2 protein-coding genes are annotated in these 1,513 nt (G+C 80.0%); one reads left to right on the top strand and one right to left on the bottom strand.

From position 1 onward, the window contains the following. Nucleotides 1-1,211, bottom strand: a 1,211-nt coding sequence (locus tag GTQ99_RS27340) for an NAD(P)-binding protein (RefSeq protein WP_166618004.1), incomplete at its 3' end; no start/stop codon positions are given. Nucleotides 1,212-1,316: 105 nt separating this feature from the next. Here GTQ99_RS27340 and GTQ99_RS23145 point away from each other — a divergent pair. After that, on the top strand, nt 1,317-1,487 hold the full coding sequence (locus tag GTQ99_RS23145) for a DUF4236 domain-containing protein (RefSeq protein ID WP_166618003.1): 171 nt from the start codon (nt 1,317-1,319) through the stop codon (nt 1,485-1,487). Nucleotides 1,488-1,513 lie beyond the last annotated feature (26 nt).

The following is a 1,513-nucleotide window of genomic DNA, read 5'->3' as shown; positions in this document are numbered from 1 at the left end:
CGCTCGGCGCGCGCACCGGCGACGACCGTGCAGGCGCCGGTGGCCAGGGCCCGCGGCAGCGCCGTGGTGTGGCTGCCGCCGCGGGCGCCGACCGGGCAGGCGAACCCCACGCACTGCGTGCAGCGCACGCACGCGCCGCGCCCGTCGCGGGGGCGGGAGTTCACCAGCAGCGGCACCGGCAGCGTGCCCAGGCCCAGCGCGCGGGCGCCGCGCTCCAGCAGCGCCACCTGCGCGGTGGCCGGCAGCGGCGGCATCGGGTAGTCCCGCGAGCGCGGTCCCGCCCACGGGTCCCCGCCGGCGCGGCCGCTGACGCCGAGCTCCCACTCGGCCTCGTCGTAGTAGGGCTCGAGGTCGTCGTGGTCGATCGGCCAGTCCGCGAGGGCGCTGCCGTCGGGGACGCCGTAGCGGGTGGCCATCCGGAAGTCGTCGGGGGCGAAGCGCCAGGCCTGCGCCCCGTAGAGGCGGGTGCCGCCGCCGACGGTCATCGCGTTGGCGCCCCAGCGGGGGTCCCCCGGCCGGTGCAGGGAGCGGCCGGCGGGCGTGAGCAGCGAGCGCGGCTCGCGCGGCTCGCCCGTCCCGGCCAGCCCCGACGGCGAGCGCGGGTTGCGCAGGTGGTCGCGGGCGAGGGCGGCGGTGCCCGTCCAGGCGGCCCGCTCCACGAGCAGCACCCGCCGCCCGGACGCGGCCAGCTTCCACGCCGCGACCCCGCCGCCGGCGCCGGAGCCCACGACGACGACGTCGTAGCGCTCGGCCACCCGCTGCGGCGGGGTCAGCGAGCGCGCCAGGTCGTCGAGGGCGGCCAGGGCGTCGGGGTCCACGTCGTCGACGGTGGTGCCGGGCCGCCAGCCGACCTCGGCCCACGTCGCGGGGTCGGCGTGGTGGACGTCCTGGACCAGCGCGGCCAGCCAGCGCTGGTCGGCGTCGGCGCGCAGGTCCTCCAGCACGGCCAGCCGCTGCTGCGCCGGGGCGGCGGCGAAGGTGGTGCCGCGCGCGCGGGCGGCCGCCTCGAGGGCGGCCAGCGCGCGCGCCGCGCGCGCGGCCCAGTCGGGCCGGTCGCCGGTGAGGACCTCCCGCAGCGCCCGGACGGCGGGCGCGGGGTCGCGGGTGCGGGCGGTGACGGCCTCGACGAGAGCGGTGAGCAGGTCCTCCGGCGAGTCCTCGGGCAGCTCGCCCGGGACGTCGCCCGGCAGGTCGTCGTCGACGCGGTGCACGCCGGGCAGCCTAGGCCGAGCGGGTGCCGCCGCTCCCGCACCGGCACCGCCGCGCCGGTCCGCGCGTTGTCCCGCCAGGTTCCCCACGACCCCCTGGAGACGACCGTGCCGCTCACGTTCCGCTGGTCCAAGCGCCTGGGCAGGGGGCTGCGGCTCAACGCCTCGCGCTCCGGGCTCTCCGTCACCAAGCGGATCGGCCGCGCGACCGTGTCCAGCACGGGACGGGTGAGCGTGCGGCTGCTCAAGGGCCTGAACTGGCACGGCAAGCTGTGGTGAGCCGGCCGGCGCGGGGCCGGTGGGGC

The organism is Kineococcus vitellinus (genome assembly GCF_009906315.1).
GTDB lineage: Bacteria > Actinomycetota > Actinomycetes > Actinomycetales > Kineococcaceae > Kineococcus > Kineococcus vitellinus.
This window is presented reverse-complemented; position numbering and strand designations above follow the sequence as displayed.